General features: G+C 46.9%; 24 protein-coding genes. 6 read left to right on the forward strand and 18 right to left on the reverse strand.

Going from position 1 to position 25,186, the window contains the following annotated elements; genetic code table 11:
- Positions 1–36: 36 nt before the first annotated feature.
- Positions 37–360 (reverse strand): hypothetical protein, encoded by a 324-nt coding sequence (locus Q4488_RS12975; RefSeq protein WP_303580907.1) that lies wholly within the window; start codon positions 358–360, stop codon positions 37–39.
- 227 nt (positions 361–587) lie between these two features.
- On the opposite strand from Q4488_RS12975, the gene nth reads away from it, so the two are divergent.
- Positions 588–1,220: an endonuclease III gene (gene nth / locus Q4488_RS12980; protein ID WP_303580908.1), complete on the forward strand. Its 633-nt coding sequence runs from the start codon at positions 588–590 to the stop codon at positions 1,218–1,220.
- Between the two features lie 924 nt (positions 1,221–2,144).
- Here nth and Q4488_RS12985 read toward each other — a convergent pair.
- From Q4488_RS12985 to mtnK, 6 genes are all read right to left on the reverse strand, one after another.
- The gene (locus tag Q4488_RS12985) at positions 2,145–2,804 is read right to left on the reverse strand and encodes a response regulator transcription factor (protein ID WP_303580909.1); all 660 of its coding nucleotides are present in this window, start codon (positions 2,802–2,804) and stop codon (positions 2,145–2,147) included.
- Positions 2,805–2,815: 11 nt separating this feature from the next.
- Positions 2,816–4,174 carry a cache domain-containing protein gene (locus Q4488_RS12990; RefSeq protein WP_303580910.1) on the reverse strand — a complete coding sequence of 453 codons (1,359 nt, stop codon included), beginning with the start codon at positions 4,172–4,174 and terminating at the stop codon, positions 2,816–2,818.
- Positions 4,175–4,237: 63 nt separating this feature from the next.
- Positions 4,238–5,527 (reverse strand): TRAP transporter large permease subunit, encoded by a 1,290-nt coding sequence (locus tag Q4488_RS12995; protein WP_303580911.1) that lies wholly within the window; start codon positions 5,525–5,527, stop codon positions 4,238–4,240.
- Between the two features lie 12 nt (positions 5,528–5,539).
- Entirely contained in the window at positions 5,540–6,076 is a 537-nt protein-coding gene (locus Q4488_RS13000; RefSeq protein ID WP_303580912.1) for a TRAP transporter small permease subunit, read from the reverse strand.
- A 135-nt stretch (positions 6,077–6,211) separates the two neighbouring features.
- A complete protein-coding gene (locus Q4488_RS13005) occupies positions 6,212–7,288 on the reverse strand; it encodes a TRAP transporter substrate-binding protein (protein ID WP_303580913.1) in 1,077 nt (358 codons plus the stop codon).
- A 587-nt stretch (positions 7,289–7,875) separates the two neighbouring features.
- Complete coding sequence (mtnK, locus tag Q4488_RS13010; protein ID WP_303580914.1) at positions 7,876–9,081, reverse strand: S-methyl-5-thioribose kinase; 1,206 nt, start codon at positions 9,079–9,081, stop codon at positions 7,876–7,878.
- 242 nt (positions 9,082–9,323) lie between these two features.
- On the opposite strand from mtnK, the gene mtnA reads away from it, so the two are divergent.
- Positions 9,324–10,343, forward strand: a complete 1,020-nt coding sequence (mtnA, locus tag Q4488_RS13015; RefSeq protein ID WP_303580915.1) for an S-methyl-5-thioribose-1-phosphate isomerase — start codon at positions 9,324–9,326, stop codon at positions 10,341–10,343.
- Between the two features lie 75 nt (positions 10,344–10,418).
- Here the strand turns inward: mtnA and Q4488_RS13020 are convergent, their stop codons facing one another.
- The 5 genes from Q4488_RS13020 to Q4488_RS13040 are packed head-to-tail and all read right to left on the reverse strand — an operon-like array spanning position 10,419 to position 15,287.
- Positions 10,419–11,909, reverse strand: a complete 1,491-nt coding sequence (locus Q4488_RS13020; protein WP_303580916.1) for an aldehyde dehydrogenase — start codon at positions 11,907–11,909, stop codon at positions 10,419–10,421.
- A gap of 20 nt (positions 11,910–11,929) precedes the next feature.
- Positions 11,930–12,961, reverse strand: coding sequence for an LLM class flavin-dependent oxidoreductase (locus Q4488_RS13025; protein WP_303580917.1), 1,032 nt, complete (start codon positions 12,959–12,961; stop codon positions 11,930–11,932).
- Positions 12,962–12,980: 19 nt separating this feature from the next.
- Positions 12,981–13,889 (reverse strand): flavin reductase, encoded by a 909-nt coding sequence (locus Q4488_RS13030; protein WP_303580918.1) that lies wholly within the window; start codon positions 13,887–13,889, stop codon positions 12,981–12,983.
- On the reverse strand, positions 13,886–14,716 hold the full coding sequence (locus Q4488_RS13035; RefSeq protein WP_303580919.1) for an alpha/beta fold hydrolase: 831 nt from the start codon (positions 14,714–14,716) through the stop codon (positions 13,886–13,888). The genes Q4488_RS13030 and Q4488_RS13035 overlap by 4 nt, the downstream gene beginning before the upstream one ends.
- Entirely contained in the window at positions 14,688–15,287 is a 600-nt protein-coding gene (locus Q4488_RS13040) for an amino acid synthesis family protein (protein WP_303580920.1), read from the reverse strand. Before Q4488_RS13040 ends, Q4488_RS13035 begins: the two co-directional genes overlap by 29 nt.
- Before the next feature lie 166 nt (positions 15,288–15,453).
- On the opposite strand from Q4488_RS13040, the gene Q4488_RS13045 reads away from it, so the two are divergent.
- From Q4488_RS13045 to Q4488_RS13060, 4 genes are all read left to right on the forward strand, one after another.
- The gene (locus Q4488_RS13045) at positions 15,454–16,101 is read left to right on the forward strand and encodes a GntR family transcriptional regulator (protein WP_303580921.1); all 648 of its coding nucleotides are present in this window, start codon (positions 15,454–15,456) and stop codon (positions 16,099–16,101) included.
- Between the two features lie 12 nt (positions 16,102–16,113).
- The gene (locus Q4488_RS13050; protein WP_303580922.1) at positions 16,114–16,497 is read left to right on the forward strand and encodes a carboxymuconolactone decarboxylase family protein; all 384 of its coding nucleotides are present in this window, start codon (positions 16,114–16,116) and stop codon (positions 16,495–16,497) included.
- A gap of 212 nt (positions 16,498–16,709) precedes the next feature.
- Complete coding sequence (locus Q4488_RS13055; protein ID WP_303580923.1) at positions 16,710–18,173, forward strand: NAD-dependent succinate-semialdehyde dehydrogenase; 1,464 nt, start codon at positions 16,710–16,712, stop codon at positions 18,171–18,173.
- A 536-nt stretch (positions 18,174–18,709) separates the two neighbouring features.
- Positions 18,710–20,323: a BCCT family transporter gene (locus Q4488_RS13060; protein WP_303580924.1), complete on the forward strand. Its 1,614-nt coding sequence runs from the start codon at positions 18,710–18,712 to the stop codon at positions 20,321–20,323.
- A gap of 198 nt (positions 20,324–20,521) precedes the next feature.
- Here the strand turns inward: Q4488_RS13060 and Q4488_RS13065 are convergent, their stop codons facing one another.
- The 6 genes from Q4488_RS13065 to Q4488_RS13090 form a co-directional block, all read right to left on the reverse strand.
- On the reverse strand, positions 20,522–21,067 hold the full coding sequence (locus Q4488_RS13065; RefSeq protein ID WP_303580925.1) for an acireductone dioxygenase: 546 nt from the start codon (positions 21,065–21,067) through the stop codon (positions 20,522–20,524).
- A 19-nt stretch (positions 21,068–21,086) separates the two neighbouring features.
- Positions 21,087–21,767 (reverse strand): acireductone synthase, encoded by a 681-nt coding sequence (gene mtnC / locus Q4488_RS13070; protein ID WP_303580926.1) that lies wholly within the window; start codon positions 21,765–21,767, stop codon positions 21,087–21,089.
- 16 nt (positions 21,768–21,783) lie between these two features.
- A complete protein-coding gene (locus tag Q4488_RS13075) occupies positions 21,784–22,422 on the reverse strand; it encodes a methylthioribulose 1-phosphate dehydratase (RefSeq protein WP_303580927.1) in 639 nt (212 codons plus the stop codon).
- A 143-nt stretch (positions 22,423–22,565) separates the two neighbouring features.
- The gene (locus tag Q4488_RS13080; RefSeq protein WP_303580928.1) at positions 22,566–23,753 is read right to left on the reverse strand and encodes a hypothetical protein; all 1,188 of its coding nucleotides are present in this window, start codon (positions 23,751–23,753) and stop codon (positions 22,566–22,568) included.
- Positions 23,750–24,319, reverse strand: a complete 570-nt coding sequence (locus Q4488_RS13085) for a hypothetical protein (protein WP_303580929.1) — start codon at positions 24,317–24,319, stop codon at positions 23,750–23,752. The genes Q4488_RS13080 and Q4488_RS13085 overlap by 4 nt, the downstream gene beginning before the upstream one ends.
- 332 nt (positions 24,320–24,651) lie before the next feature.
- The gene (locus Q4488_RS13090) at positions 24,652–25,182 is read right to left on the reverse strand and encodes a DUF3299 domain-containing protein (RefSeq protein ID WP_303580930.1); all 531 of its coding nucleotides are present in this window, start codon (positions 25,180–25,182) and stop codon (positions 24,652–24,654) included.
- Between the last annotated feature and the right edge of the window lie 4 nt (positions 25,183–25,186).

A 25,186-nucleotide genomic window follows, 5' to 3' on the forward strand; every position in this document is an offset into this window, starting at 1 on the left:
CAGCTTAGGTTTACAGGAGCTAAGTTGATGAGACGATCAAACTCGACTCATAAAATCCTCTATAAATAACGCAATCCTTTCACCCAAGCGGCCTTCGAATCCATCGAGGCTTTTACCGAACGACGCTAAATACCGTGTAGCTTGAGAATAGCTTATTCTTTTGCCGACCACATTATATTCTATTTCGGGCAGGGTTTTACTGTTTCTCGGCACGATATTCCATCTAATCATAGCGGAATCCTGTGATTGCAGAGCCCGCTGAGCAAAGCGGCAAAATTCGCTCACCCATTTATCCCCTTGCGGGCCTAAACACCCAGGCTCAACTCGGTAGAGCACTAACAGCTTTTTATCTTCACTCAAACAGCAACCATCCCCCATAGATCCCACCTCAATCAGCTCGACTGCACTACAACCCCGTATTAGCTATTACATCACACCTTCAACGGATTAAATAATTGAATCATCTTAAGCATTGCTCAAAGTCAACAAGCTCACTGAGATAGATCGATAGCCGAAGCCGATACTTGCTCGAAGCAACGCAGGCCGATACCATACGCCCTCATTCGATGGCCAACGACTCTAAGTAAATGAACGCAGCAAAACGCTTTGAAATATTTTCCCGCTTACGGCAAGCCAACCCTCATCCCGTGACCGAACTTGAATACAGTAATCCATTTGAGTTGTTAGTCGCCGTAACACTATCGGCACAAGCAACCGATGTTGGCGTCAACAAGGCCACCCGTAAACTGTTTCCCGTTGCCAACACTCCCGAAGCGATCTATGCCCTAGGTGTCGATGGTTTAAAGAGCTACATAAAGACTATCGGCCTGTATAACGCCAAAGCTGAAAACATTATCAAGGCCTGTAAAATGCTGATTGAGCTGCATCATTCAGTCGTACCCGATAACCGAGAAGACCTAGAAGCATTACCCGGAGTTGGCCGAAAAACAGCCAATGTCGTGCTCAATACCGCCTTTGGGCAACCGGCGATGGCAGTGGATACTCATATTTTTCGCGTCGCCAACCGAACTAAAATTGCTCCAGGCAAAAATGTCTTAGAGGTAGAGAAAAAGCTCATGCGTTTTGTGCCAAAAGAGTTCCTGATTGACGCCCATCACTGGCTTATTTTACATGGTCGTTATACCTGTATCGCTCGCAAACCCCGTTGCGGCGCTTGCCTAATAGAAGATCTCTGTGAATTTAAAGATAAAACAGAATAAGCGCTTCAGCCACCATGAGCATAAAGCATCAATCGGCCAACACCTCAATGCTTCGTGTATCGTCAGCAACGCACCAAAAAGCATTAAATTGCTCGATACAAAATGATAGCAATCGCTTTCAAGCGAGCGATCCAAACATCGTTAGTTTAATGGTCACCTAGCACCTGCACAACGAAAGTATCGCCGGATCAAAGCCCCGTTATCCACTGAGTGAGTTGTACACATTTTCTGTGGATAAAACTGTTGATAGTATTGGGGCAAATGTCTAAAAAGCCCGTGGTTATTGGCTCCGATACAAATCGTACACATAAACGACAAACAAAAATAAACTGTTTATTTTCAATAAGTTACGTATTTCAATATGAATTTATAAAAAATTTTATCGATCCATTACTGGGCATCTTAAAATATTCAATTTTACTGTGAATTAAATATTGCAATTTCATTAAACCCGCTACCTCGGCGTATCAACAGAGAGTAGTTACTCACTTTTTTACGGTCAGATTAATCGCTTAGGGCAGACAATCATCGTTAAAAATATGCAATCATTTTAAGACACTAAAAGCAGCCTATTATCCAGAGAGACCGGTGTCTCATGTTAGAGGAGTAGAATCTCTGCATAGTCGTATCGATACCTCAAGATTGACGCTAGAGGATGAGCGTCGATCATCCAATTAAAACGCTGATCAGATGCGCCGACCTATGATTCAACCCTGTCTCATTCGTCAGTCTCGAAAGCAAGTATCGAAAGCCTTTCGAGACAGGCGATCGCAGGCTGACCGTTTATTAGCCGGGATCATCAACTAAAAGTCGTCAAGCATCTCTGAAAGGGCGTATCAAGCCCTCTGAGAGACGTTAACCTGGATTGGGTATATGTGACACAAATAGAGAATCCACAGAAGGCAGCCTCTGTGAACTTGATGATCAATCGATTAGCTTATGTTCTATCGCGTAGCGTACTAATCCCGCGGCGGAATGAATATCTAGCTTATTCTTAATATTCTGACGGTGGGTTTCCGCCGTTCTAACAGAGATATCTAGCTCCCGCGCTACGGCTTTATTACTCGCCCCATTGGCTAACAAACGTAGCACTTCGATCTCTCTTCCCGTCAGCGGCTCGGATGCTGATGCTGCATTCACCTCAGCCTGCGGCTGAAGTTCTGGTTGACTAAATAGCGATTGCGAAACCCCGGCGCTAAAGTAAGTCGCACCGCTATCAACCGTTTTAATGGCGTTCACGAGTTCACTCGCCGATACATCTTTTAACACATACCCTGATGCGCCACACTGAATCAGTTTCAATATATACTCACGGCTTTCATGCATACTCAAAATCAGCACCCGCACATCCGGTTGTTCTGCGCGTAATCGTTCGGTTGCCTCAAAACCGTTCATCACCGGCATTGAAATATCCATCAACACTACATCCGGTTTAAGCTTAGCAATCAATTGCAGTGCTTCAGCGCCGTTATTGGCGGCACCCACGACATCCATCGAGGGTTCATTTTCAAGCCGAGCAATAATACCTTCTTGCACGAGAGCATGATCATCGACCAACACAACTCGAATCTTTTCATTTGCCATCAGCTACATTCCTATATCAGAGAGAAACCCGCCCGTAGGCAAGTGCCAGCCCCAGGCCGACTACGAATACTAAACTGTCCACTCAGCAGCTCAGTACGCTCTCGCATATTCAACAGACCAATCCCCTCACCGGCTTTATTCAGCACATTAAAGCCTTGACCATCATCGCTGATTTCAGCCCAGATCAAACCCTCTTCCTGCCAGATTTCGATATTAACATGACGCGCATGAGCATGACGCTCAATATTCATCAGCGCTTCTTGAGTAATACGGTACAGGGTAATCTCAATATCATCGGGTAAGCGCTGCAACGGCAGCCCAAGACTTACCTGTACTTTCACGCCTGCCCGTTCAGCAAACTCTTCCGCCATACTATACAAAGCAGACTCAAGCCCTAAATCATCCAGTTGTATCGGCCGTAAATCGTGAGAGATTCGTCGCACTTCCTGAATTGCCTGATTAAGTACCTCACTGCCACGATCGAGTTCAGCGTGCACTTTGACATCCTCCGATGACAACTTATCCTTGGCCAATTCAATGCGAAATTTGACCGATACCATCAACTGATTAATACCATCATGCAATTCTCGCGCAAAATTTCGCCGCTGACTCACCTGAAACTGAACGTAACGATGAGCGACTTCTCTTAAACGGGTATCAGCGAGCTCTGACGCGTGCACATTGAGCCACAAGCCCAACAACGCAATGACAATCACCGTTGCAGCCAAAATAGCCACAACAGTAAAAAAGGTATTACGAATATTACGGGTAACTTTTAGACGGGTGGTAGCGACTTCTTTAGCGATATCATCAATATATAAGCCCGTGCCCATCATCCAGTTTAACCTGGGGACCTGCACCACATAGCTTAATTTATCTTCAAGCCCGTCCTTCGACGGTTTACGCCAGATATAACGGGAAAAACCGCCGCCCTCTTCAGCCAACTGCAACAGTTCCTGAATCACATAGCTACCGTTACGGTCTTGAATGTTAAACAGGTTCTGACCCACTAATTCGGCTTGAGCGGGATGCACGAGATTGACACCGACGGCATCATAGACGAAGAAATAACCATCGTCACCATAGCTCAAACTATGAAGAATACGCTTTACTTCTGCTTCGGCTACCGTATCACCCGCTTCAGCATTCGCGATAACGTGAGCAATCGAGTTCATCGCCAAGTCGACATAGTTCTGTAACTCCTGACGTTTTGACGCCAGCAGATTCTCCTCAAAGGTTTGGATTTCCTGTTCAGATAACAGTCGAGCTTGATTCAGAGTGATTAAGGTAATGGCTGCTGTTACCAAAATCAAAGGAATGATTGATAACAGCAGCATTTTTGCTTTAAGTGAGGTAACAACGGGTTTCATCGGTATTTAAAGCCTGTACGTTTTACCTCAGTATATCGTTAACCGTTGTGTTAAAAAGCCCTTTTAGTTAAGTCCATAAAAACCAGGGAACAACAGTATTGAAATAACCACCGCCACTTGCATGGCAATAAACGGCATAACACCCCGATAGATATCCATCGTGCGCACTTCCGGCGGTGAGACCCCTTTCAGATAGAACAAACTAAAGCCAAACGGCGGTGTAAGAAAACTCGTCTGCAAGTTCATCGCAATCAGAATAGCAAACCAAACGGGAGCAATACCCAGGGCATCTGCCACCGGCGCCAAAATCGGTACGATAATGAAGCTGATTTCAACAAAGTCGATAAAGAAGCCCAATATCATAATCGCGATCATCGACAGAATCAAAAATCCTGTGGCTCCACCAGGTAAGTCAGATAGTATTTCTTCAACAATATAGTCGCCACCCGTATAGGTAAATGCCATCGAGAACGCTGTGGCACCCAGCAGAATAGCAAATACCATCGCGGTTACTTTAACCGTCTCAGAGGCTGAATTGATGACCATCTTCCAACTAAACTGACCATAAATGGCGGCCAGTGCAATCGCGCCCACACCACCCAATGCGGATGATTCCGTCGGCGTTGCGATACCCGCAAAAATAGAACCCAGCACAATCAGAATCAGAGCCAAAGGCGGTACAATCGCTTTCAGCGCTTTGACATACTGCTCTCGTTTACTATTAACATCATCATCCATCGGCAACGCCGGTGCGGCCTCGGGTTTCATCCATGCATAGATCAAGATATAGATGATATAGATGCCAATCAGAATAAAGCCTGGGCCTACCGCCGCTTTAAATAGATCACCCACAGGAATACCCAGTACATCACCCAAAATAATCAAGATAATCGATGGCGGGATAATCTGTCCTAACGTGCCTGAAGCACAGATAGTGCCGCAAGCCAGTGACTTTTCATACTTGTATTTCAGCATCACCGGCAGTGAGATCAAGCCCATCGCAACCACAGAAGCACCCACAACACCTGTTGAGGCTGCCAACAAGGCTCCCACTAATACGGTGGAAATTGCTAAACCACCGCGCACCCCGCCGAATAGTTTACCCATCGCTTCGAGTAACTGTTCAGCCAATCGGGTTTTCTGTAATACGATCCCCATGAAAACGAACAATGGAACGGCCATCAGCACCGTGTTTTCCATTATGCTCTGAATTCGAAACGGCATAAACGCAAACAACTCGGGCCCTTCTGCAAACAGACCAAACAGTAACGCAACACCACCAAACGTAAATGCAACTGGGAAGCCAAATAACAGCATCAACAGCGCAACACAAAACATTACAATACCAATCATCGTCAGCGCCTCTTAATGCTGTGGGGGTTGATAGCTATCCGCTCGGCCGTGGCCAAGCAAGACATTAAGCGATTTGAGTAACATACCCAGACCGCTGATCATGATGGAAAAGAAGGCAAACGGAATCACCGCCTTGATAATCCAACGATAGGGTAAGCCGCCAGGATCGCCAGAGGTCTCACCGAGTTCAAACGCTTCTTGAGCAAAGCCAACGCCATACCAGCCAACCAAGGCGCAAAATGGGAATAACAGAAAGAGGATGCCAAGTATATCGATCAGCGCCTTAGTTTTGGATGTAAGACGCTCATAGATAAGATCGACACGGACATGACCACCCGTTTTAAGCGTGTAAGGAACCCCCAGCAAAAAGACTGCAGCATATAGATGCCATTCCATTTCTTGCATACCGATCGATACATCGTTGAATAGATAACGCATCACAACATCGATAAACACATTGAATAACATCACCACGAACAGCAGCGCAGAGACTTTCCCCAACAGGTCTGAAAAACAGTTACAGAGCTGCTCGAGCCTAGTTAATAACATAATCACTCCGGCTTTTAAAAACGCAGTAACCCATACCTGAAACCAGATACAGGTTACCCGTTATATTAAGTTTGTTCAGCAAGTAGTCGACAGGTCCAGAGTACGCTGAGCACCAAGGACGTTGTCACCGCTTTCTTAGTTGCTCAGGTTATCCAGATACGCTTTATCGGAAATATCGGTCCATACCCGAACTTTCTTCATATACTCGGTCTGAGACTCAAGAATTTTCTTCGCTAAAGGATCTGCTTCAGCTTTTTCGGCCAGCAGCTCATCATTCGCCTGTCGCATCGCTGCGATAACTTCTGGCGGGAACGATTTGACCTGAATATTAGGAAACTCTTGTTTCATAGTAGCCCAGTTTTCGCTGGACATGTGGTAAGACTGAATATACATATCATAGGCAGCGGTACGCATCGCCGTTTTCAATATTTGCTGCAGGTCTTCAGGCAGGCTATTGAACTTCTTCTTGTTAATCATGAACTGAAGTTCAGTCGCAGGCTCATGCCAGCCGGTGTAGTAGTACGGCGCAATCTTGTGGAAACCCATGCGCAGATCGAGAGAAGGCCCTACCCACTCCAAGGCATCGATGGTACGACGCTCTAGTGCTGTATATAGCTCACCCGGTGGAATATTGGTTGGCTTCGCACCTAGCTTCGCCAGTACTTCACCGGCAAAACCGGGAATACGCATCTTCAGGCCTTGCAGGTCATCTAGAGAGTTAATCTCTTTCTGAAACCAACCACCCATCTGATTACCGGTGTTACCGCCTGGGAACGACATGATATTGTACTTATCATAGACCTCATCCATCAGCTCCTGTCCGCCGCCATGGTAAAACCAAGCGTACTGTTCCGGTGCCGTCATGCCGAATGGCATCGTGGTGAAATACAAGGTGTTAGGCACCTTACCTTTCCAATAATATGACGCCGAGTGACCCATGTCATACTGACCCGCACGCACCATATCAAATACACCGAAAGGTGCTTTGTGCTTGTTCTTAGAGTCAATGGTAATTTTTAATCGACCGTTCGACATTTTCTCAGCGAGTGCAGCCATATTTTTAGGCGCATCACCAAACACTGGGAAGTTAGTCGGCCAAGTTTCCGCGAGTTTTAAGCGATAGACTTTCTCCGCCGCCATCAACGGGCTTGCTAGCATCGTTGCGCAAGCGGCTAGCGTCACTAGCTTCTTTGCAAAATTCAGTTTTAACATTGTTATTATCATCCTCTATTTGCAACTCCCCTTTCGGGTAAGCATCTATAAAAGCAGTGACAACCTGAACCAACATCGGGTTGAGATCACTACCGGATAGCACTGTTATAAAGCCGTGCTAGCATAAGAGTAGTTTGCTGCAATAAAAGCTGCACGCCTATTCGGGATTCTGCGCAAGAAAGAAAGCGAAACTACGTAGCGCCAATACGTAGTACTACGTAGAACATTAAAAAAGACGTCGTTTTACACTGAGATGCGATCATACCGTGACTCAAACACCGCTTCGCGACGCGCAAGAAATCAAAAAGCTATCTGCGCTGTATATGACGCTTTTTATGCCTCAGAGATTTAGCTGCTGGGCTTCATACTATGCTGACCTGCGATTAACTGTCTGAACCTGAATGGCATAGCGGATTTTCTCACGTTTATTGCGTTGAAAACGTTACGGACGGCATCTGGAACGATGGTTTGGGAACGACCCGTCGATCTAGACAGGCTCACTCATCATGCGCCTGTCATATTGAACTTGGTCTCAGAGAAAATAACCTATCAAGCCGCGCTCTAGCCGCGGCTGATTAAAACCTACCCTAGTGACAAAACAGTTGTTTTGTCAGTTTGGCGGTCAATGCTTCAATACTGCTAAAGCTGGCGCGCTCTTTAATCAATAGCTGCCCCAATGTCAGAGCCAAGCGCTCGGATTCCGTCCGTTGTTGAGCATCTTCAATCGATTCAATATCCAGTACATGAGCTAAGCCTATGGTGCGGCGAATCACCTCGGTGCCGGCATAGCCGAGACTATCTGCCAGCAATTCAGCAAGATACCATTCGGCATATGCGGCTTGCCGAAGACTTGGATCTTGAGTCTCTGCCTGCATATGCTGACGGTAGCATCGCGAAAAGGTATTCCATAGAGTATTCATATCCGCTAACAGCCATTGCTGATAATCTTGACGCTCGGCCTGATCACCCGGCAGGTTAGACTGCCCAGCAATATTCAGCACATAGTTACCGATGATGGAGCCGATATCAAAACCCGCAGGGCCCACATAAGCAAACTCAGGATCAATTATTTTTGTCCCTGATTCATTGACAAACACCGACCCCGAATGCAGATCTCCATGCAGCAGGGATTCCGCTTGATTGAGAAACTTAATCTTGAGACGCGCGACTTCTAGCTTCAGTGTTTCATCTTGCCAAAGCGCTTCGGCATCCGCGCGAAGGTGTTCATTAATACTGTTACGCTCATGATCACAGTAAGGGTCCCAGAAAAACAACTCTTCCGAAATTTTACACAGATCTGGATTAATAAACCGTTGTACTAACGCCTTTTTCGCATGACCATCGAGATACAGATCCGAGGTATAAAACAGAGTATCGGCTAAGAAGCGTCCAAGATGCTCACCCAATAATGGCAGTTTCTGCCGTTGCACCATAGCCATGCGTAAATTACCGAAGGCGCTGATATCTTCCATCACAATGGCACACTGCTCGGCATCATAGTGGTACACCTTGGGCACTAGGTCAGGACAATACTTTGCCTCCAACTGCAACGCTTCGGCCTCGATGCGTATACGATCTTGCGACAGCGGCCAGCCCTCACCAATAATACGAATATAGGGCAACGCCTGTTTGATAATCAGGCTCGTGGTCGCACCTGATACCCGATAAACGAAGTTAATATTACCATCGCCAATTTCCGCAACCTTAAGTGGCTCATCGGCGCTAAACAGATCGCTGTGCTGACGCGCAAACGCGATCACATCCGTATCGGATGAAAATTGTTTAAAACTCATTCTATCGTGGTTTCCACAGCTATTTAAAAATTAACCTAAGGGCTCAACGGAGCACCGTATTATTTAAGTGTTAGGGTAGGTGCGAATAAGTCCGTTATATTCTCTGTAAGCCAGAGGCGTAATTGACTTATTCGCACCTTCCTTAGCATTGTGGCAAATCGGTCACTCTCTGCCTACCCCTTTTCTGACTCAATGGTTCCTGATAACTTAGGCGCCCTAACCCGCTCGTTATTGGAATCCTCATGAAAGACCTCATCGCCACCAGCATTAAATATCAACAAGGGGCGCTACATATACTCGATCAGCATCAACTACCTCACCGCGAACAGTGGCTAGTTTGCGATAGCACCGAAGTGATGATCGCGATGATCAAAAAACTACAGATACGGGGAGCACCGTTGATCGGTATTGGCGCCAGCGTATTACTGGCCCATTTAGCCGAACAAGGAGCCAGCACCGCCTCACTGCGCACCGATGCTGAACGTTTACGGGCAGCCAGACCCACCGCGGTTAATTTAATGAACTGCCTTGACCGCATGTTAGCCAGCCTCGATAGTCACGGAACAGCCACGTTAGCCCACTGCGCCGAACAACTGTTTAATGAAGACGTTGAGCTTTGCAACCGTATCGCCACCGAGGGGGCCGCCCTTATCGAAGACGGCGCTAATATACTGACCCACTGCAATACCGGCAGCCTCGCTACCGCCGGCGTCGGCACCGCGATCGGTGTGATCGGTGCGGCGAAACAACAGGGAAAACAACTGCATGTTTGGGTTGATGAAACGCGTCCACTTCTGCAAGGCGGCCGTTTAACCACCTGGGAAATGGATCAATTAGACGTTCCCCATACGCTGGTCTGCGATAATATGGCCGCCCTTCTGATGGCTCAAGGAAAGGTCGATATGATTTTGGTGGGGGCTGATCGTATCGCCGCCAACGGTGACTTTGCCAACAAGGTCGGCACTTACTCACTGGCGGTAATTGCGCACTACCATCAGGTGCCTTTCTATGTAGTTGCCCCCTACACCAGCGTCGATGCAAACTGTCCCAATGGCCGTGCGATCCCTATCGAACAGCGCAATCCCGCTGAAGTTCAGGGGGTCAGTGGCAGTTTTGGCGAGGTCAATTGGGCACCGGATAACACCCCGGTCTATAACCCGGCGTTCGATGTTACTCCCGCTAAATTGATCAGTGGATGGATTCTTGATACGGGTGTTTATCGCCCAGAACAGATAGCTGCTGGCGTATTAACAACCCTGTAATTAAACAACAAAAAGCGACCCTCAAATGAGCGTCGCTTATCATGACAAGCAATACAGATCTAAAGCACCGATCAATTACCGTATAACGAACGGATTACTCATCGGCTCGGAGGATGTATTAATCCACGTGGTTTTAGTTCTAACGTAATCTAACACTGCCTGCACACCCGCTTCGCGGCCATACCCCGATTGATTGATACCACCAAAAGGCGCAATCGGAGACGTCACCCGATAAGTATTTACCCAACAAATGCCAGACTGTATCTTGCTGGATACGCGATGCGCTCTGGCAATATTCTGCGTAAATACGCCGGAACCTAAACCATAAATACTGTCATTTGCCATCGCGATGGCCTCTTCTTCAGTATCAAACGCAACAATCGACATCACTGGACCAAACATCTCAGTTTGAAGTGTTTCGATCTGATCGTGCGGACACTCCACCATTGTCGGCTCAAAGTAGTTTTCTGATCCATACTGTGGCGCACGCTTACCACCAAACCGAATATTAGCGCCCTGCTCAACCGCCTGAGCCAACGTCGTTTCAATACACTCAACCTGAGCGAGCGTACATAACGGGCCGATATGGGTACGACTCGATTGAGGATCGCCCATGACAATCTGTTTAGCTTTTTGCTCAATCTTATCGCATAGCTCTGCCAGTATTGAACGCTGAATAAACGCTCGAGACCCCGCCACACAAGATTGTCCTGAAGCGCCAAAGTTACCCGCAATGAGGCCATTGGCAGCACTTTCCAAGTCGGCATCATCGAACACGATGATCGGCGACTTTCCACCGAGTTCCAAAGATGTCACGGCAAAGTTTTCGGCGGTATTACGAATCACATGCTTAGCGGTTTCGGGGCCTCCAGTAAATGCAAGACGATCAATATCCGGATGCGATGTTAACGGGATAGCACAATTCACGGCATCACCGGTGATGATTGAAACAACACCATCCGGAATACCCGCTTCTTGAATTAATTTACCCAGTTCAAATAGCGGTGCTGGGGCTAATTCAGACGCCTTTAATACCACGGTACAACCGGCCGCCAATGCAGGGCCTAATTTAGATGCCGTCAAAAACATCTGCGCATTCCACGGCACGACCGCAGCAACAACACCAATAGGCACGGGGGTGGTAAATACATGCATATCGGGCTTATCGATGGGCAGTGTTGCACCTTCGATTTTATCGGCGAGGCCCGCATAATAACGATAATAACTGGCAACATAACTGGATTGGCTAACTGTCTCAGCCGCTAGTTTTCCACTATCCGTTGTTTCAATTTCGCCTAATTTTTGCGCATTTTTTTCGACTAAATCGGCTAAACGGTAGAGCATTGCCCCCCGCTGAGTCGCATTCATGCTCGCCCAAGGACCAGTATTCAAGTTACGTCTAGCCGCTTTCACTGCTCGATCCACATCCTCTTGGCTGGCACAGGCAAAGGTTGCCCATGCTTCGCCATTAGCGGGATTATTGCTGTGCATCACCTGATTATCGGAGCCTTCGACCCAAGCCCCATCAATCAGCAACTGGTAATGAGGTAAGTTATTATTTGTCATTGTCTGTCTCATCTAAAATATTAGGTAAAGGCGGGCATCACTTCATCAATAAAGCGCGCCAAAGAGGTTTCTTTTTGTTCTCGGCTCATACCCGAATCCGACCAATACGAAAATTCGTCATAGCCTAAATCTTGATAATATTTCAAACGATCAATAATTTGCTTCGACGTACCGATCATTAGGTCGTTACGTATTTTTTCAGCTGAATAGAAAGGGTGGGCATCAATTTCCGCTTGACTCAAACGCTTAATTAAACCTTGATCGATAGGCCGCTCATTCTTAAACCAAGCACCGAAATAGCAATAAAACTCATTCAGCTGTTTAGCCGCACGATTGAGTTCCGCTTCATCTTTACCTACATAGGCATGTTGCAAAATCATGATTTTAGGACGTTTGTCATAGGTTTCGCAGGCCTGATTAAATTTGCTAATCAAGCCTTCTACCTCCTCCAAGCCCTGCCATAACGGTGTCACTTGCACATTGCAGTCATTTTCAACGGCAAATTCATGGCTATTAATATCTCTTGCAGCAACCCAAATAGGTGGGCCTTTCTCTGATAATGGTTTAGGCGCAGACGTCGTTTCAGGAAAGTTATAATGCTTACCTGTTTGGGCATGATTACCGGCCCAAAGACCTTTTATAGCAGGCACCATCTCACGTAAACGCTCGCCCGCTTCCCAAGCATCCATGCCCGGCACCATGCGATCATACTCAAAGGAATATGCACCCCGTGCAATACCCAATTCTAAACGACCCTGCGTAATAATATCCGTCATGGCCGCTTCTCCGGCCAGTTTAATAGGATTCCAGTAGGGTGCAACCGCCGTACCCGTACCTAAACGAACATGCTTAGTGCGGTGTGCTAAATCGACTAGATTAAGAAACGGGTTCGGTGCCATGGTAAAATTCATCCCATGGTGTTCACCGGTCCATATCGTACACATGCCGCCTTTATCAGCCATATCACATAATGATAAAAACTCTTCATACAACTGGACTTGAGTTTGCTCTTCGTCAACCCGTTCCATATGTGCAAATAACGAAAATTTCATTACATCACTCCCGTTTTATTTAGTGAATGTCGCCGGTTTGATTATCACCGACATATAAACGAAACACGCCGTTTTGCTTTTCAAGAACAAATCGTTGCAACATGCTTTGTATATCAGAAGAAACAAACTTGAGATCTGAGATCTGATCAATATCGATATATTCACCCAGTCCACCCGCTTTATCATCGAGAGCATTCGCGCGATAATAAGTAATGAATTTTTGCGCCTCTGGGTTTTCATAAACTGAATACACGGAACCCACTTCACAATCTAATCCCTGACTCTGAAGAAATAGGCGTATACTTTTTTGTGAGCCTTGATCAGAACGTATATCCACTTGCGGTAAGGTATAGCCTTGATCCGTCTGACTTAGCAGCACTTTATTATCAAATTCGATAATACTGCCAACCACGCCATCGAGGGAGTGGGTCAGCTCCTCTGCACGATGCTCCATCCCTAGACTAAAATAACCGCCTTTAGCATACCCCAAGCCTAGCTTTTCATTCGCGGCAAATTCATTCACCTGTCCAACTAACAGAATATGATCACCGGCAGGACTATTGCTAAAGGTAGTGCAAGAAAAGTGCGCCACGGTGTCATCAATAATCGGGCAGCCATATTCATCACTGTGCCAAGAGATATCCTCAAAACGATCACCTTTAGCGCTAGCAAAGGTATTGGAAATATCTTGTTGGTCTTCCGCCAGAATATTCACGGCAAAGTGTTGGCAAGTATTAAAGATATCAAAGCTTGATAGGTTATTAGCCGGACACACCAATAACAGGGGCGGATTCACCGAAACCGATGTAAATGAATTAGCCGTAAAACCAACTTTTTCACCTGAGTCGCTGATCGCCGTCACCACGGTGACGCCGGTCATGAATGAACCAAACGCATTACGTAGCTCTCGGGTATCAATATTAGTCATAACTGATTCCTTATTTTTATACAGCACTGCTTTACAAATTTGACGAGTAACGGGTTAATTTCATCGGGATGTGTCATCTGTACCATATGGCGTGAATGCTCTATCACGGCATAGTCTCCATCTGGGCAAAGCGCTGCCATACGCTTTGACATATCCCCGGATGAGTTAGCATCACCATCTCCTGTAATGAAGATTGCTGGCATTTCGAGCGATGCTAACGCCTCATCTTTAGGGCCATCATTTTGGCTAAATATCTGATACGCCCGGGCATACCCTTTTGCGGGTGCGGCAAGCAACCACTGCTCACAAAGGTCTGCCATCTGCTTTTCAAACCCTTTAGGATTAACATCAAACCAACGTAAAATTGGCGTCGTGACATTACCCAGATCTGGATTTTCAATCAGATCAAGCGCACGTTGTCGTACGGCTTGCTTAGCCTGAAGACTCCGCCGATAAACGGAGTTCAGCGCCGCTACTCCGCAGCAGATATCGCTATAACGAGCCGCAAAGTTCAGCGCAATCATGGACCCCATCGAGTGCCCCATCATAATAACGGGCTCTTTAATCTCAGTTTGAATCCACGTGGCGATAAGATCGACGTATTCATCTAAACCAGCAGCCGTATTCGCCAGCAAATCACTTTCGCCATGCCCAGGCATATCAATTGCGTACACCGTGTGATGCTCACTGAGTACCGGCACCTGATTAAGCCAAGCTTCTGCCCGCAGTCCGACACCATGTATTAAGACAATGGGAGAGCCAGCGCCGGTCTTGAAGTACGCAAGACCGGACTCAGATTTAAACCGCTGCTGGGTTTTCAATGTCATGGCCTAATTCCTGAAGTTCCTGATACCGATCACCAATCCGGTGATGAGGCCGACCACCGGTAGCGCCGCCCAACACAATCACGACTTCATCGGGGCCCGGTGCATCAGAAATATTAAATTGCAGCGTCAAATAATGTGAACGACGGCCGCCATCATTTTTGTCCATCATCGGAATCATAATGGGTGCATTCGCAGGGCCACGCGTGTTCGTAAACGATAAGAATGACTTGGCTTGCACTGCTTCGCGAAAAATATTGCCGAAGTGAAGTGTATGAATCAAAGCAGAAGCATGTTCTACCTCACCGTTTTGGCCAACCACGGCGGCTTTGCCGAACGCTTCAATATTGGTTGCGCCGCCCGCCATCTCACTAATTTTATCTGTCAGTATTTGACCCAAAACAGGACCGTAAGCCAAAATTTCAGGGCGTAGATTTTCAACATATCGGCCTGCCCATGGGTTTTTAATCACGGCAGCCACCGCAAACATACGCACCGGTGTTTCGGCTTCTTTAAAACCTTCAATCAAGGTTTCTTCTTCAAAACTAACTATTTTTCTAATTTCAGGCTTCATTTCATACTCTCTCAGAGAAATAACAACGTTTATTGTATTATGGTATACAATCATATAATCTTACCGCATGCAACAAAACGTTCAGAAATATAGTAATCTGGATGCCTTAGTGCTCCGCTGTATAAAGAGAGCTTTACATGTCTAAATTTATGGAATCATGGACAGTATGTTAAAGGTAGATAGACCAAAGACACTGAAAGAAAATGCGTTAGAGTCCTTGCGCGATGCAATCACTAGCGACCTCATCAAGCCGGGAGATCGACTGGTCGAGCGCACCTTATGTGAGAGCATGGGCGTTAGCCGGACAGTAGTACGAGAATGCATTAGGCATTTAGAGAGCGAACGATTAATCGTAGGTGTACCCAATGCAGGCTTTATTGTCGCTACGATTAGCCATGAAGAAGTCAAAGAAATTTATGATATTCGCATTATGTTGGAATGTTCTGCTGTGCGAAGCTGCGCCTTAAATGCTGATAAAACCGTGATTGATAAGTTGCATCAATTACAAGAGCAGGTTGCCACTTGTCTGCAAAACGCTGACGTTATGCAAGCACTCAAGCTAACAACTGAGTTTTATAAACTCATTTTCACCACCGGCGGTAAGCACGTTTCTTGGGATTTAGTCGAACGCCTGAATGCGCGCATATCAAGATTACGTGCGCTAACTCTGAGTTCCACAGGCCGCAAAACAAAAGGGCCTGTCAATTTATTAAATATCATTGATGCGATCGAGCAAAAAGATGCCGACCGTGCCGAAGAAATTTGTAAAAAGCACCTGACTGAGGCTGCTGACATTGCATCCAAACTAATATAACGGAAGGCTATAATGGATAAAGCACGATTTGAATTGGGTTTAAATAAACGCAAAGCCACACTCGGCGACGATTACGTCTCTCAGAATCTGGCTAAGGCTGACGCCTTTAATCTACCATTCCAAGAAGCAATGACCGAATGGTGCTGGGGTTTTGGCTGGGGCGATGACACCCTTGATGCAAAAACCCGTTCATTAATGAACCTCACCATGATTGCAGCGTTAGGGAAAATGCATGAATGGGAACTCCACCTGCGTGGCGCCATCACCAACGGAGTATCTGTTGATGAAATTCGATCAGCAATCCATGTGATCGCCATTTACTGTGGGGTGCCACAGGGGGTGGAGTGTTTCAGAATTGCCAGAGATGTTCTCGAAGAACTCGACCTTTTAACATAAAAGGCCTGCTCCCTTCACGGCGCAGCGCCGTCTTACCTATTCGCTGCGCCTCAGTATATTAAGAACGACAATCAACTGTCTGGGCACAAAGCTTATCGATGCCTTGCGAATTTTTGACGCCTGATAAAAGGCCTCGAAGCATAACGTTATGGCCGTTTAATAGATAACACAGACCATCAACCTCTCACAAAAAAATATGAGTAAAATAAAAAATGTCGATTTTAGCTTTAAATGATAATTCATTATTAAAAACTCAATCCTATATCAACGGTCAATGGGTCGATGCTGATTCAGGCAAAACCTTTGATGTAACAGATCCCGCCACGGGTCATATTATCGCGAAGGTAGCAGACCTAGGTGCAATAGAAACACGCCATGCCATTGAGATGGCGGAACAGGCTATGCAGTCTTGGAAAAAAAAGACGGCTAAAGAACGCTCTGTTTTATTAAGAAAATGGTTTGATTTAGTCATCGCAAACCAAGATGACTTAGCCCTCATTATGACGGCAGAACAGGGTAAGGTATTTTCGGAATCTAAAGGAGAAGTGGCCTACGGTGCATCCTTCATTGAATGGTTCGCCGAAGAAGCGAAGCGTATTTATGGCGATGTTATTCCTAATACTACGGCTGACCGCCGCTCCATTGTTATTAAGCAGCCCATTGGCGTTGTGGCTGCCGTGACACCTTGGAATTTCCCCAACGCGATGATCACCCGCAAGGCCGCACCGGCATTAGCCGTTGGTTGCGCTATTGTCTTAAAACCTGCGGCAGAAACGCCATTATCAGCATTAGCCCTCGCAGAACTCGCCGACCGTGCGGGTATACCTGCTGGATTATTTAATGTAGTGGTCGGTCAAAATGCACCTGAAATAGGTGCTGAATTAACATCTAATCCGATCGTTAAAAAGTTTACCTTTACCGGCTCGACCCCCGTGGGCAAATTACTCATGCAGCAATGCGCTAAAACGGTTAAACGTACATCCATGGAGTTAGGTGGCAACGCGCCCGTTTTAGTATTTGCCGATGCAGATATAGACAAAGCAGTCGACGGCGCTATTGCCGCGAAGTACCGCAACGCCGGACAAACCTGTATTTGTGCCAACCGTATTATCGTTCAGGACAGCATTTATGCTACGTTTGTTGAAAAATTTACCGCCAAAGTCAATACATTTAACTTAGGCAATGGCTTTGAAAGCTCGACGACATTAGGCCCTTTGATTACCGCGAAAGCCGCCGCCAACGTTGATTCACTTGTTGTCGATGCGCGAGCGAAAGGCGCAACGGTGACCACCGGTGGCAAAATAGATTCAATGGGAGACACCTTCTACCAACCCACCGTAATAGCGAACCTAAGCGACGATATGCGGATAGCGAAGGAAGAAATCTTTGGCCCGGTTGCGCCTATCTTCTCCTTCAGCACAGAAGAGGAAGCAATAGCGATGGCGAACGCCACCGAATTTGGTCTAGCTTCCTATCTATTCACTCAGGATATAGCCCGTGTTTGGCGCGTTTCTGAAGCAATAGATTACGGTATGGTCGGGATTAATGAAGTGTCTATCAGCTCTGAAGTGATTCCTTTTGGCGGCATGAAAGAGTCAGGCCAAGGCCGCGAAGGCTCTAAGTATGGTTTAGATGACTACCTTGAAATTAAATATATTTGTATGGGTGATCTCTAGCACATAAAGCCTCTTAACAACGAAGCCATAGGCCTGCTAGGAATGGCCAACAAGCTCTGATCGACGTCAGAGCTTGTTACACAGCCAACGATGGCATAGTCACTTTATAAATATCCCCTACACATTTTCACCTCCAAGCCTAGAACCGCCTTCACCTCCAAGCCTAGAACCGCCAACTAAACCAATTTTTGTCTACTTCAAATCGAACACCTTGCCAACCGTCATATTATTTACCAACAACGATTAACCATTGCAGTCTCACCTCCCTTTAGCTCGCCCGGGATAAAGCAACATTAATTTTTATATTTAAAAACATATAGATACATAACAAATCATGATTATAAAACAGTACTTTTATTTTTTTTCATAGGTCTAATCAATCGTTTAACGGTAAGAAATAGCATTTGATCGCCTATTTGTATTATGGTATACCATAATACAGCAACAAAAGATTATCCGCGTTTGTCTCTTTCTCTCTTTCCAAGAAAGTAAGAACAGACATCAATTAATAAAAAAAAATTAAGGGGATATGCCGCATGCAGCCCGGAAAAATCATAGCTCGTGAGGGCTTCTTCCATGGGATACACCCAGGGATGGGGATCGCCTCTAAAGCAATGGTATTAGCCTTTGTGCTATTCACCGTTCTCAATGTCGATTTTGCTAATGGAATCTATAGCGATGTCAAAAATTGGATTCAAGCAACACTGAACTGGTATTACATTACGGTGGTCAGCTTGGTTTTGTTTTTCTCGATTTGGGTCGCCTTCAGCCGTTTTGGCAACCTACGCCTAGGTAAAGACGATGAAAAACCTGAATTCAGCTTCATTACTTGGTTCTCGATGCTGTTCAGTTGTGCGATTGGTACTGGCATTTTGTTTTGGAGTATAGCTGAGCCAATCTTCCACTTTCAGGGTAATCCCTTTATCGAGATGGCCGGTATCACAGCCGGTTCCGCTGAAGCCGCACAGATGGCGATGCGCATCACGCTATTTCACTGGGGTTTACATGGCTGGGCTATCTACATCATGGTCGGCCTGATTTTGGCTTACTTCGCTTATCGTCGAGGCTTACCGCTCACTATTCGGTCAGCACTCTACCCTCTGTTAGGCGATCGTATCTATGGCCCGATCGGCCATGCCGTCGACCTGCTAGCCATCTTCAGTACATTATTCGGTACAGCGACAACCTTAGGTTTGGGTGTATCCCAAATGAACGCGGGGCTAAACTACCTATTCGACCTTGAAATCTCGACCACAACGCAGGTTATCCTGATTGCCATCATCTCAGTGATCGGCACATTATCGGCTGTTTCAGGTGTTGAAAAAGGCATTAAGTTTCTCAGCATTTGGAATATGCGCATCAGTTCGATCTTGATTCTGTTCTTCCTGCTAGCAGGCCCTACTGTATTCTTACTGGGTTTATTCACCACCAGTGTGGGCGACTACATGTGGAACTTAATTCCAATGGGATTCTGGACTGATCCAAACCCTGAACGTCAGTGGCAGGGCTGGTGGACAATCTTCTATTGGGGATGGTGGTTATCTTGGGGTCCTCTGGTGGGTATGTTCATTGCTCGTATTTCTCGCGGCCGCACCATTCGTCAATTTTTATTGTCAGCATTAACCATTCCACCACTAGGCGGTTTTTTATGGATCGTTATTTTTGGCGGCACGGCACTCCATATTGATCTATACGGCGCTGGTGGTATCGTTGAAGCCGTTAACAACGATATGACCCTCGCACTATACAAGACCATCGAATCCATTGGCGTTGAGTGGCTAACATGGCCCATGGCGGCGCTGGCAACCTTCATGATCATCACCTGGTTCGTGACTTCGGCGGACTCCGGTACACTGGTGATCTGCACCATCCTTTCAGTCGGTGATAAAAACCCACCACAACGCTTCCGTATTATCTGGGGCCTTGGTCTCGGTGCAGTTTCTGCCGTACTACTGATGGCTGGTGGGCTTAAAGCGTTACAAACCGCCTCAATTGCAGCCGCACTACCGTTCTCGATTGTTCTGCTCTTTATGTGCGCCGCCTTCGTAAAAGGCCTAAATGATGAAGCTAACGGAGTGGTTTATCACGCCTCGCCGAAGAACGAAAACGATGAGGACCTAGCATTACTCACTAGTGAAGCAAAAGCCTAACGCCTATTTGTTCGTCTAATTAAACGGTTCCATCAACGCTAGCGTGATGGAACCGTTTCCCATCAAAGTACTTCACATCAAAGTACTGTACGTTCTGTACTCGATTAAGCCTTTTCAGTCTGTTGCTATCCACACTCTATCGGCCATCACGCTCTCAGAGAGAGATAAAGCTATCCGCCAAAAAATATCCCGTTAAGTCTAATCCTCAAACTTAGGAAACTGATCGGCAATCGCATTACCGGAATAGTTAGCCACCCACCCTTCGGGATTATTAAACAAACGAATCGCGGTGAAATCAGGCTCCGGCCCCATATCAAACCAATGAGTGGTATTGGCGGGCACCGAGATCAAGTCATCTTTACAACACAGAACGCGATAAACTTTATCGGCGATATGCAGATAAAACATCCCCTCACCCCGGACAAAGAAACGCACTTCGTCTTCGCTGTGGCTATGTTCGCTCAAAAACTTCTGCCGCAGTTCATCTTTGGCGGGGTTATCGCTGGCGAGACTGATGGTATCAACCGTGATGTAGCCCTGCTCATTTTTAAGCCGCTGAATCTCAGCCGCATACGCCGTTAAAATGGCCTCGGCATCGCTATCGGCCGTGATTGCTTGAGCGGCTTGCCAACGTTCAAAACGTACTCCTACCTCCGCCAATTGTTGGTTAATCTCTACAGCATCACAGGTAACGGTTAAAGGTTGTTGCGGCTTGTCATCCTGATATACACGTAATTCACTCACGTCTGAATCCTCTTTTTAACTATGCGTTCAGCGCTATCTGCTGAAAATTTTCGACCACCGGATGATCACTGGCAACCGGTTCATCTCGAGCTAACAGAACCGTAGCCAAACCCGCCTCACGGGCCGCCTCCAACTCTTCGACTATATCCGATAAAAACAGTATTTCAGAGGCTGGCAAACCGATATCGTCGGCAATCTTGCGATAAGCAGAGGCTTCCCGTTTATGGCCTATATGGGTGTCATAATAGCCACTGAATAGCGGCGTCAGATCACCGAAATCACTATGGCCAAACAGCAGCTTTTGCGCTTTTACCGAGCCAGACGAAAAGACATATAAAGCTAAGCCCTGCTGCTGCCAGCGCTGTAAATATTCGTAGGCATCTGCGTACAGGTGACCGGTGAAATCCTGATTTTCATAGCCGTTGACCCAGATAAGCCCCTGCAAGTTTTTCAGCGCAGTGACTTTTTTATCCTGCTCAATCCAGTTTAAAAATGCGCTAATCAGCGTCTCTACGTCGGCATCCGCTTGCCCTAAGACTTCACGGGCATCCGCTAAGATAGCCTGTACCGCCTCATCGTTAGCGTGACAACGAAGATAATCCGGCAGATGTTCATAGGCATAGGGAAACAGTACCTTATGTACAAAATTGATATCGGTCGTGGTGCCTTCAATATCGGTCAGAATCGCTTTAATGGTCATGCTTATCCTTTTACCCTTATTTCACAGCCAAGCGGCGCATCTCTAACTCACAGGCAAATAGAAACTCTAAGCCTTCTAAATGACGACGCGCTTCATGCACATCACGACCCCACGCATATAAGCCATGGCCGCGAACTAAAAAACCCCAACTCAGTGGCGCTTGTTGCCAACGCAGTGCCAGTTGATCGGCCAGCAACGACATATCCTGAGTATTATCAAACAGTGCCAATTGAATCGCCGCATCATGGGTCATGTTACCCGCCAATGATTTTTGCATCTCATAACCCGAAAGCGTCAACCAAGCCTGCGGTTCAAGGCGAGATAACACCGTTGATGCCACCGAATGTGTATGTAATACCGCACCGATCTGTTTATCCAACTGATACAGCCGAGTATGCAGTAAGGTTTCGGCCGAGGGCTTGAGGGACGCCGCCTGCGGCGAGGCTATCGCGCTATCAACTATCGGCTTGCCGTGCAGATCGACCGTTAAAAAATCAGCCTCGGTTAAACCGCCTTTATGCCGTCCAGACGCCGTCACCAATGCCTGCTCAGCATCTAATCTCGCCGAGAAATTGCCACCTGTCGCCGGACACCAGCCCTGACGATCAATCCAGCGGCCAGCATCTATCAATGCTGATGAAAGATCTACTTGCATCTATGTTTATCCACTGTAAAAAATTGTCGCTAGTGTACTCGATATGAGTCGCTCAACGAAGTCCGTTAGCGATTGAAAATCGCCATCACAGTCTCTCGTTGATCGTCGCCTCAGTGACGCTTTCGTCTATGAAGATGACGCGACTAAAAGCGCTGCTTTAGTTTGAGCGCCAGCGTGCCAACCGCTAAAAAGGCAATACCAATTAGTACTAACGTCGCCGGCCAGCCCAATGAATGAGCAAAGTATTTTTCAGAGAAATAAGCAATAAAGCCCAGCATGGCGATGACTGTGGTCAACAGTAGGGCGCGACTTTGAAGTTGCACGCAGACATACAGAATCACCGCCGTTAGCGCAAAAAATAACGTTTCCATCGCCGTATGTTGCAGCAGATCAAATAAGCCGCCATAGGCCATCACCGAACCACACACATAACCCAGCGCCTGCAAACGAAGATAGCGTCCCGCCTTCTGCATACCGAACGCCGTCAACATCAAGCCCACGCCGACGATAACACTTGCCCAGTTCGCCGACGTCGACATAGCGATACGCTCAAATAAGCCGCTATTTAACCAGATAATGGCCACCAGCAACGCCGTGGAAGATAATACCCGATACGCTGTTTTGGCCAGCGATTCGGCCACCAGAAACAGCGAGCTTCCGAGTATGATTGCTCGCAGATACACCGGCACGCCTGATAGCTCTAAACCGGTTTCCAACGCCCCATAAACAAAAAAAAGACCGCAAAACACAAACACTGTGCGGCGATATTTTGCCCACAAGATTGCCTGATGTAACGCCATCATGGCAAACACCGAGAGTACCGCCAAACGCCAATTATGTCCCTGCGACAAATACTCATCAACCAGCACAAACCAACCGCCGGTCATCATGATCATACAGGCCATCGTGAGTGGCACAACAAAACGACTGTGTTGCTCATCATGCAACACCTTCAGCAACGCAATCAAGAGTATATAACCGACGCCCAGCGTCACGATCACTCGCATCACACTGCCCATATCATCCCAAAATAGATTGATATAGACACTCACTCCCGCGACGATAAACACACCGCCAAGGTAAGCAAACAGCGTGCGAACGATCTCACTTTTGCCACGTACATCTGTTTTAGCACTTAGGCCAGCCGGTATATGATAAGCCGTTTCAACCTCAGCGAGACTTATCTCATAGGTTTGCATCAGCTGCTTGATCTGCTGTAATGCCTCAGCCTTATCGGTGACTCGAGTTAAGCCAATAACCCCCACCAGCAGAGGCCAGCCCCAGACACCGAGACCAATGACGACAATTAAAACAATCAGTAATAACATCATGGCGTCACCCAACCAATAAAGTGAACCTGACCTCGGTAATAGTGATCCGCGACCTCGGGCAAACGAATACGACGACCATTTTTTAGCAACACCGCCCCGCGATTACTGCCTGACAAATAGAACAGTCCGGCGAACAGATTACTCGATGAACGGCCTAGGGTGCTGAATTCATATCCATCTGGGGCGATACTCGATGAATCGACAGTGACGCCCTCTAAGTCGGGCAATTCAATTCGCTTAACGGGATTCGCCGCCGTGTTATCAGCGACCGGCACAATAAAGGCGATCTCCTGCACGGCACCGGTATGCGCGTTATAACGCCAGAGACGAGGTCTCTGATAATTCGCTTGTGTGCCTTGATCGATCACTTGCACCCGCTGATCAATCACCGAGATCTGCAACGTCTGTTGATAACGGTTGTACCCTGTCGCAAACAGGAGATCATAGGTCGGCCCAGCCACTAATAACGTTGGTAACCCTGACATCAGCAAAAAAGCCATCATCAGTAGCACCGGTAAGCCGAGGCCAAACGTGATGGTAGGGTTCTCTCGAATAAATGTTTTCATGTCTATCCGTCTCTATTTAGTGATGACAACGCTCTATTCACTATATGCCATAACAGCGGTGATAACAGTATAAACACGGCAAGGTTACGAAGCGTATCGCACTGACATACGGGAGAAGCTAAAGCGTCAAACTCGTCGAAACGAACGATTACTGAGCCTGTTAGCGCGGAGGGCAGACCGCGTTAAATATTGCGTTGCGGCCTAAATAAGATAATCGTCTGAATCATTCAACACATAGAGAGATCGGCAGATGATTCCTGAACAGGCATCTGCCTAGCAAGCGAGTCATAATGAGACCTGCGACCCCATCGATGCCCGCTGAATCAAACCCTTCACTCTTCGGTGTAGGGCTCTATTTGATAGGCTTCCATGGTATAGCCCGATGTACCAAGCTGATGGGCCACGGTGGCGACCTTTAATTCACCACTAATCCACACCGCATCGTAGAGATTTTCCACATTCGTGCCCGGTTCAAAGGTCACATGTATCATCTGATTAGAGGGTGGTGGCGGCACATGAATACAAGCACCAAAATAAGGTACTAGGAAAAACTCAGTGACCGCCATGCCCTCTTCCACCAGTGGCACCACAAACCCCGGAATACGGATCATCTTGCCATCCATCTCTGGCACAATGGGTGCAGAACTCAACGCCTGCATCATCGCTTTAAACTTGATCTCGGCCATCGGATCATAATCATCAAGATTGCCAAACTGACTCGTATCGAAAATAGCATCGAAGGAGTAATCGGCGGGCATAAGGCTATCCCACTCTGTATCGATCACCGTTTTACCATTGATGCTAGCAGCCTGAAGCATACCGGTGAGTATTAAGGTGGTGATAAAAACAATCAGTCGTCTCATTAAG

The sequence above is a fragment of the Amphritea sp. 1_MG-2023 genome (assembly GCF_030547545.1).
Lineage (GTDB): Bacteria > Pseudomonadota > Gammaproteobacteria > Pseudomonadales > Balneatricaceae > Amphritea.

Coding starts and splice junctions, on each gene's coding strand:
- Q4488_RS13020 (WP_303580916.1), bottom strand. CDS start 11,909: ATGACAAATAATAACTTACCTCATTACCAGTTGCTGATTGATGGGGCT.
- nth (WP_303580908.1), top strand. CDS start 588: ATGAACGCAGCAAAACGCTTTGAAATATTTTCCCGCTTACGGCAAGCC.
- Q4488_RS13080 (WP_303580928.1), bottom strand. CDS start 23,753: ATGATGTTATTACTGATTGTTTTAATTGTCGTCATTGGTCTCGGTGTC.
- Q4488_RS13035 (WP_303580919.1), bottom strand. CDS start 14,716: ATGACATTGAAAACCCAGCAGCGGTTTAAATCTGAGTCCGGTCTTGCG.
- Q4488_RS13090 (WP_303580930.1), bottom strand. CDS start 25,182: ATGAGACGACTGATTGTTTTTATCACCACCTTAATACTCACCGGTATG.
- Q4488_RS12990 (WP_303580910.1), bottom strand. CDS start 4,174: ATGAAACCCGTTGTTACCTCACTTAAAGCAAAAATGCTGCTGTTATCA.
- Q4488_RS13025 (WP_303580917.1), bottom strand. CDS start 12,961: ATGAAATTTTCGTTATTTGCACATATGGAACGGGTTGACGAAGAGCAA.
- mtnA (WP_303580915.1), top strand. CDS start 9,324: ATGAAAGACCTCATCGCCACCAGCATTAAATATCAACAAGGGGCGCTA.
- Q4488_RS12985 (WP_303580909.1), bottom strand. CDS start 2,804: ATGGCAAATGAAAAGATTCGAGTTGTGTTGGTCGATGATCATGCTCTC.
- Q4488_RS13045 (WP_303580921.1), top strand. CDS start 15,454: ATGTTAAAGGTAGATAGACCAAAGACACTGAAAGAAAATGCGTTAGAG.
- Q4488_RS13000 (WP_303580912.1), bottom strand. CDS start 6,076: ATGTTATTAACTAGGCTCGAGCAGCTCTGTAACTGTTTTTCAGACCTG.
- Q4488_RS13050 (WP_303580922.1), top strand. CDS start 16,114: ATGGATAAAGCACGATTTGAATTGGGTTTAAATAAACGCAAAGCCACA.
- Q4488_RS13030 (WP_303580918.1), bottom strand. CDS start 13,889: ATGACTAATATTGATACCCGAGAGCTACGTAATGCGTTTGGTTCATTC.
- mtnK (WP_303580914.1), bottom strand. CDS start 9,081: ATGAGTTTTAAACAATTTTCATCCGATACGGATGTGATCGCGTTTGCG.
- Q4488_RS13085 (WP_303580929.1), bottom strand. CDS start 24,319: ATGAAAACATTTATTCGAGAGAACCCTACCATCACGTTTGGCCTCGGC.
- Q4488_RS13005 (WP_303580913.1), bottom strand. CDS start 7,288: ATGTTAAAACTGAATTTTGCAAAGAAGCTAGTGACGCTAGCCGCTTGC.
- Q4488_RS13075 (WP_303580927.1), bottom strand. CDS start 22,422: ATGCAAGTAGATCTTTCATCAGCATTGATAGATGCTGGCCGCTGGATT.
- Q4488_RS13060 (WP_303580924.1), top strand. CDS start 18,710: ATGCAGCCCGGAAAAATCATAGCTCGTGAGGGCTTCTTCCATGGGATA.
- mtnC (WP_303580926.1), bottom strand. CDS start 21,767: ATGACCATTAAAGCGATTCTGACCGATATTGAAGGCACCACGACCGAT.
- Q4488_RS13055 (WP_303580923.1), top strand. CDS start 16,710: ATGTCGATTTTAGCTTTAAATGATAATTCATTATTAAAAACTCAATCC.
- Q4488_RS13040 (WP_303580920.1), bottom strand. CDS start 15,287: ATGAAGCCTGAAATTAGAAAAATAGTTAGTTTTGAAGAAGAAACCTTG.
- Q4488_RS12995 (WP_303580911.1), bottom strand. CDS start 5,527: ATGATTGGTATTGTAATGTTTTGTGTTGCGCTGTTGATGCTGTTATTT.